This window comes from Sphingosinicella sp. (assembly GCF_052387495.1).
Classification (GTDB): Bacteria; Pseudomonadota; Alphaproteobacteria; order Sphingomonadales; family Sphingomonadaceae; genus Allosphingosinicella.
Map to the genome: position 1 here is coordinate 1 of NZ_JBQTJC010000029.1, position 5,036 is coordinate 5,036.

Below are 5,036 nucleotides of genomic sequence, written 5' to 3' on the forward strand. Positions count from 1 at the left end.
CGCGGCCTTGCCGAGCTGCGCTTCAAGGAATCGGACCGGATCGCCGCCATGGCGGCGGGGCTCGCGGCCGTGGGCGTGCGCGTCGAGGAAAGCGCCGACGGCCTCATCGTCCATGGCGCCGGGGGCGCGCCGCTGCCGGGCGGCGCCGTCATCGCGGGCCGCGGCGACCACCGCGTCGCGATGAGCTTCGCCGTGGCTGGCCTCCACGCCGATGAGCCGATAGGGGTCGACGACATGAGCCCCGTCGCCACCTCCTTCCCCGGCTTCGCCGCCGCCCTCGCGGACCTCCCCGCCCTATGATCATCGCCGTCGACGGCCCCGCGGCGAGCGGCAAGGGCACGATCGCCCGAGCGCTCGCGGCCCGCTTCGGCCTGCCTTATATGGACACCGGCCTGCTCTATCGCGCCACCGCGCTCAACCTCCTCTCGACCGGGGGCGATCCCGAGAGCGAGTTCGCCGCCGCCCGCGCCACCGACATCGCCCAGATCGACCTAGCCGACCCCGAGCTCAAGAGCGAGACGGTGGGCGGCATCGCCTCGCGCATCTCGGCCTATCCGATGGTTCGTCAGGCCCTGCTCGAGCGCCAGCGCCGCTTCGCCGCGCAGGAGGGTGGCGCCGTCCTCGACGGGCGCGACATCGGTACCGAGATCGCGCCGCACGCCGAGGTGAAACTGTTCGTCACCGCCTCGCCCGAGGTCCGCGCCGAGCGGCGCCTCGCCGAGCTGAAACGGATGGACCTCGACGTCCATTTCCCGGACGTCCTCGCCGATATCCACGCCCGCGACGCGCGCGACCGCGATCGCGCCGCCGCGCCGCTCGTCATGGCCGAGGACGCCGTCCTGCTCGACACGAGCGAGATGAGCGCCGAAGCGGCGATCGAGGCCGCGGTCGCGGCGGTCGAGGCGCGGCTCAGCGCGGCCTGAGGTCGGGATCGGGCAACGAATCCTGCCGGGAGACGATCTCGCCCTCGATCGTCCGCGCTGCGGGATGGTGCTTGTCGAGCCAACTTTTGATGATCCTGAGGTTGCGGCTGTTCGAGCGGAAGGCGAAGTCGAACAGATCGCCGACCAGGGGAATCGCGCCGATCACGGTGTCGACCCCGACATTGCCCACCATGCGCGCGATGTGGAATTTCGGCATGCCGAGGTTGCGCGCCTCCCAGACGATCCACGCTCCCATCGCGGTCGTGACGATATCGCCGACGACCGGGATCAGGCCGACGATCGCGTCGAGCCCGATGCTGCGGTTGATGCCGGGGACGACAAAGGCGCGCTCGAGCACCACCTCCATCGCCTCGATCCGCCGGCGCACCGAATGAGGATCGCGGCCGAGCGGAAGCTGGCTCGCCATGGCTTCGAAACGCTCACCCGGGCTCGGCATCAAAATCCCTCGTCGATCAATTCGCTCGGCGCGTGCCGGGCAAACGCATTGGAACGGAATCCGGTCAATCTCGGCGAGACGAGCGACCAGCGGATCGGCGCGGCGAGCGGGATATAGGGGGTGGCGGCGGCGAGAATCTGGTCGGCCGTGGCGAGCTGCACTCGGCGCTCCGGCAACGTCCGCGCGGTACGGGCGGCGAGCAGCGCCTGATCGGCGGCGGGATCGCAGATGCGCGCCGCGTCGCAGGTGAAGTGGCGCAGATACCAGCTGGCGAGCACCGACGGCGCCACCGCATCGATCAGCCTGAGCTCGGCCGCCGCGCCGAGCGCGACCCGCTCCGCCTCGACCCCGATCAGGCGCCAGTCGCGGCGGAGATGGGCGAAGACGATGCGATAGCCCGGTCCCTCGGGCATCGCGACCCGAAGCCTCAGCGGTTCGGTGAGCGCGGCGATCGTCCGCGCCGCCAGCTCGCGCCGCATCGGCAAGGGCTGCGTCGCCCAGACCGGCGTCGCCGGGCGCGGTAGCTCGGCAAGGCCGCCCGGGACCAGAGCGTTGCGCGCCGTGAAGCCGGGCACGTTCAGCGCGCGGACCAATGCGTCACGGTCGATCGCCATGCTGAGCGCCTGGCGGACCACGGCGCTGGCGAGCGGCCCTTCGGCGCTCGCGAAGGAAAGCCCGAACAGGCCGTGCGCCTGATCGACGACGAGCCGGTTGCCCGGCGGGTCCGCCGCGCGCACGAAGGGGAGATCGCCGACCGTGCCACCGGTGACGAGTTCGGCGCTGCCGAGCGTGAAGCGGGCGATCGCTGCCGGCGCCCGCTCGCCGCGCAGCAGGATCGGCGGACTTTCCGGCGGCTCGCCCTCCTCCCCCGGCGGCAAGGCCAGAAGCAGGCGGTCGCCGCTCTGTCCCGCGACGCGGAACGGGCCGGTGCCGCTGCCGTCGAGAATGATGCCCATTTCGGGCTGAGCGAGGAGCTGGAGCAGGTTCGGCCGCGGGCCTCGAAGGGAAATTTCGAGCACGTCGTCGGTCATCGCGACGATCGATTCGATGCCGGCGAGCACCGGCTTCAGCCGGTTGCGGCTCGCGCGGCTCAGCGCGGCCCGCAGCCGGGCGGCGACCTGCTCGGCCGTCACCCGTCCGCCACCGGCCCAGTCGCTGCGGCGCAGACGGAAGGTGTAGCGCAAGCCGTCGTTGGAGACGATCCAGCTCTGGGCCAGCGCCGGTTCGATTTCGCCGCGCGAATCGAAGCGCACCAGACCCTGCGCGACGGCGTCGATGAGAAGGGCGGATGACGGTTCGAGCGGGCGAAGATTGGGGTTCACCAGCCGGGGCGGGCCGCCGATCGCGCTGATCGCGATCGGACCCGTCGCCGCATCGCGGCAGCCGGAAAGCGTCGCCAGCACCGCCAGCAAGAGGAGAGAAACCAGTTTCGCCATTCAGGTGCCTTTTCGAGCCCCGCGCAGCGGAAATCCAGCCCCGGCTTTACCCGGCATTCACCTCTCGGAGCTAATCTGCATCGATGGACGCGAACGCCGCTCCCAAATCGCCCAAGGCAGGCCGCGACGCGAGCTTCAAGGAGCGCCGTGTCGCGCGCCATGAGGTTGGCGAGACCGCGCGCCTCGCGCAACAGGCGCTCTACAATATCGAGGTCAAGGTACAGAACGTCTCGACCTGCGGCTTCATGGCCGAATGCGGGGAGGCGGTTCGGATCGGGTCGCATGTCGCGCTCGACGTGCCGGGCCTCGGTCCGGTCCACGCCCAGGTGCGCTGGCAGATCGGCAACCGGATGGGCGGCATGTTTCTCGATCCGATCAGCCTCGCCCGATGCGAATGGACGGGCGTGAAGGCGGAAAAGGCCGAAGCGGCCTAGGCCCACCGAGCATCGTAAAGGGTCGATTTGGTGCGGACGGCGGGACTCGAACCCGCACGCCCCGAGGGGCAGAAGATTTTAAGTCTCCAGCGTCTACCGGTTCCGCCACGTCCGCACGCGCCCACGTGGCGGGGCCACGCGGTTACGTCAACGCCTGCCGGCGGTGCGCTCAGACGTTCAGGCGCTCGCGCATTTCCTTGCCGGGCTTGAAATAGGGGACGCGCTTGGCATCGACGTCCACCGCTTCGCCGGTGCGCGGATTGCGGCCCTTGCGGGCATCGCGGCCGCGGGTCGAGAAGGCGCCGAAACCCCGCAGCTCGACGCGACCGCCATTTTCCAGCTGCTCGATGATCGCGTCGTAAAAGGCCGAAACGACCCGCTCGACCTCCTTCAAGGTCAAATCGGGATGGTCGTCGCAAAGCTTCTGGACCAGTTCGGATCGGATCACGGCTCCCCCCTTCACGCTGGCGCTCCGGGATCGCCCCGGATCGGGCCGGCACATTCTCCCCCTGCCACCGGCCATTGATCGAGATTAGTCGCACCGAACCCGGCAAATTGCAAGCGCGGCGCGGCGATAAATCCAAGCAATTCAAACAAACTAGGTTAAGCTGGAAACAGGCGGAGGAACGTCGTAACGAGCATCCCTCCGCCCTCCACTCAACTCTGCTTCTGCTTCAACGCTTCGCCGAGGATGTCGCCGAGGCTGGCGCCCGAATCGGAGCTGCCATACTGGGCGACGGCCTGCTTCTCCTCGGAGATTTGCAGCGCCTTGATCGAGAAGTTGGGCTTCTTCGAGCGGTCGAAGCCCGACACCAGAGCGTCGAACTTCTGGCCGACCTGGAAACGCTCGGGGCGCTGCTCGTCGCGGTCGCGGCCGAGATCGGTGCGCTTGATGAAGCCGGTGACGCCGTCGTCGCCGACCTGGACCTCGAGCCCGCCGTCGCGGACCTCGAGCACGGTGACGGTGACCGTCTCGCCCTTATTGACGCCGCCCGCGCCGCCCGCGGCCTTGGCGCCGCCCTTGGCGACCCCGCCGCGCTCCAATTGCTTCATGCCGAGCGAGATCCGCTCCTTCTCGACATCGACGTCGAGCACGACCGCCTTCACCGTCTCGCCCTTGTGGTGCAGGTTCAGGGCTTCCTCGCCGGTCACGCCCCAGGCGATGTCCGACATGTGGACCATGCCGTCGACGTCGCCGTCGAGGCCGACGAACAGGCCGAACTCGGTCGAATTCTTGACCTCGCCCTCGACCTCGGTCCCGACCGGGTGCTTCTCGGCGAACGCGCTCCACGGATTGGCCTGCGCCTGCTTGAGGCCCAGCGAAATCCGCCTTTTCTCCTCGTCGACCTCGAGGATCGAGACCTCGACCTCCTGGGAGGTGGAGACGATCTTGCCCGGATGGACGTTCTTCTTGGTCCAGCTCATCTCGGAGACGTGGACGAGGCCCTCGATGCCGGCCTCCAATTCGACGAAGGCGCCATATTCGGTGATGTTGGTGACCCGGCCCTTGAACACGCCCTCGACCGGATATCGGGTCGCCGCGCCCTCCCAGGGGTCGCTCTCCAGCTGCTTCATGCCGAGGCTGATGCGCTGGGTCTCGCGGTTGATGCGGATGATCTGGACCTTCACGGTCTGGCCGATCTCGAGCACCTCGCTGGGATGGCCGACGCGCTTGTAGCTGACGTCGGTGACGTGGAGCAGGCCGTCGATCCCGCCGAGATCGACGAAGGCGCCATATTCGGTGATGTTGGTGACCCGGCCCTTGAACACGCCCTCGACCGGATAT

Annotated in this window: 6 protein-coding genes, 1 tRNA gene and 1 pseudogene; 3 read left to right on the forward strand and 5 right to left on the reverse strand. The window is 68.7% G+C overall.

The genetic code is table 11. The features are described from left to right. A pseudogene (locus ACT4N8_RS02020) lies at positions 1 to 300 on the forward strand (3-phosphoshikimate 1-carboxyvinyltransferase); the annotation flags it as partial. After that, positions 297 to 923, forward strand: coding sequence for a (d)CMP kinase (gene cmk / locus ACT4N8_RS02025; RefSeq protein WP_444856469.1), 627 nt, complete (start codon positions 297 to 299; stop codon positions 921 to 923). The pseudogene ACT4N8_RS02020 and the gene cmk, both read left to right, overlap by 4 nt. On the opposite strand, the gene ACT4N8_RS02030 is transcribed toward cmk, so the two are convergent. Together ACT4N8_RS02030 and ACT4N8_RS02035 are read right to left on the reverse strand one after the other, a co-directional pair. Beyond that, a complete protein-coding gene (locus ACT4N8_RS02030; RefSeq protein ID WP_444856470.1) occupies positions 910 to 1,350 on the reverse strand; it encodes a DUF4112 domain-containing protein in 441 nt (146 codons plus the stop codon). The two genes, cmk and ACT4N8_RS02030, sit on opposite strands and share 14 nt — an antisense overlap. 29 nt (positions 1,351 to 1,379) lie before the next feature. Continuing rightward, the gene (locus tag ACT4N8_RS02035; protein ID WP_444856471.1) at positions 1,380 to 2,816 is read right to left on the reverse strand and encodes an ABC transporter substrate-binding protein; all 1,437 of its coding nucleotides are present in this window, start codon (positions 2,814 to 2,816) and stop codon (positions 1,380 to 1,382) included. Between the two features lie 83 nt (positions 2,817 to 2,899). On the opposite strand from ACT4N8_RS02035, the gene ACT4N8_RS02040 reads away from it, so the two are divergent. Then, positions 2,900 to 3,250 (forward strand): hypothetical protein, encoded by a 351-nt coding sequence (locus tag ACT4N8_RS02040; protein WP_444856472.1) that lies wholly within the window; start codon positions 2,900 to 2,902, stop codon positions 3,248 to 3,250. Positions 3,251 to 3,278: 28 nt separating this feature from the next. Here ACT4N8_RS02040 and ACT4N8_RS02045 read toward each other — a convergent pair. The 3 genes from ACT4N8_RS02045 to ACT4N8_RS02055 form a co-directional block, all read right to left on the reverse strand. Then, positions 3,279 to 3,365: transfer RNA gene (locus ACT4N8_RS02045), tRNA-Leu, on the reverse strand. Between the two features lie 54 nt (positions 3,366 to 3,419). Next, positions 3,420 to 3,698 (reverse strand): integration host factor subunit beta, encoded by a 279-nt coding sequence (locus ACT4N8_RS02050; protein WP_444856473.1) that lies wholly within the window; start codon positions 3,696 to 3,698, stop codon positions 3,420 to 3,422. Between the two features lie 209 nt (positions 3,699 to 3,907). Beyond that, positions 3,908 to 5,036 (reverse strand): S1 RNA-binding domain-containing protein (locus tag ACT4N8_RS02055; RefSeq protein WP_444856474.1); only part of this gene is annotated, 1,129 nt, incomplete at its 5' end.

What these genes read in the sequence shown, in the direction of transcription:
- cmk (WP_444856469.1), top strand. Translation starts at nt 297, where the DNA reads ATGATCATCGCCGTCGACGGCCCCGCGGCGAGCGGCAAGGGCACGATC.
- ACT4N8_RS02030 (WP_444856470.1), bottom strand. Translation starts at nt 1,350, where the DNA reads ATGGCGAGCCAGCTTCCGCTCGGCCGCGATCCTCATTCGGTGCGCCGG.
- ACT4N8_RS02035 (WP_444856471.1), bottom strand. Translation starts at nt 2,816, where the DNA reads ATGGCGAAACTGGTTTCTCTCCTCTTGCTGGCGGTGCTGGCGACGCTT.
- ACT4N8_RS02040 (WP_444856472.1), top strand. Translation starts at nt 2,900, where the DNA reads ATGGACGCGAACGCCGCTCCCAAATCGCCCAAGGCAGGCCGCGACGCG.